Annotated in this window: 1 protein-coding gene; it reads right to left on the bottom strand. The window is 59.0% G+C overall.

Annotated features, from left to right (window positions below; all coding sequences use genetic code 11):
- On the bottom strand, positions 1-336 hold a 336-nt coding region (locus F8C76_RS19365; protein ID WP_211372197.1), incomplete at its 3' end, for a sensor histidine kinase N-terminal domain-containing protein.
- Positions 337-361: the final 25 nt, after the last annotated feature.

Below are 361 nucleotides of genomic sequence, written 5' to 3'. Positions count from 1 at the left end.
CAGGGATCGTTCCGTAAAGCCGTCCTGAGCACTGGCAAGGTGAGCCGTTGGGGCTCCACCGGAGCGTGCCAAAATTTCGCCCCGTACATTCATCACCTGACAAAATAACCCGCTATTCACCGCGGCCTGCAACCCAGGGTTACCGGATAACACCGGTGCACTGGCATTGGCCATGGAAGCGACCATGCGTGCCGACGCTGCCAGACGTTGATCCAGTGCCGTTCCCAGATGCTGCTTGACGGTATTGTGTAACCACAATGCCAACAGCAACCAGACACTCAGCAAGCTGAGCGCCACCAGCCACAGCACCCGGGAACGTAATGAGCGTGCCATCATAGCGGCGCGCCTAACCGGTAACCGC

It is taken from the genome of Flagellimonas olearia (genome assembly GCF_009184425.1).
Taxonomy (GTDB): domain Bacteria; phylum Bacteroidota; class Bacteroidia; order Flavobacteriales; family Flavobacteriaceae; genus Flagellimonas; species Flagellimonas olearia.
The sequence above is the reverse complement of the archived record's forward strand: the minus strand, read 5'-3'. Positions and strand labels throughout refer to the sequence as shown.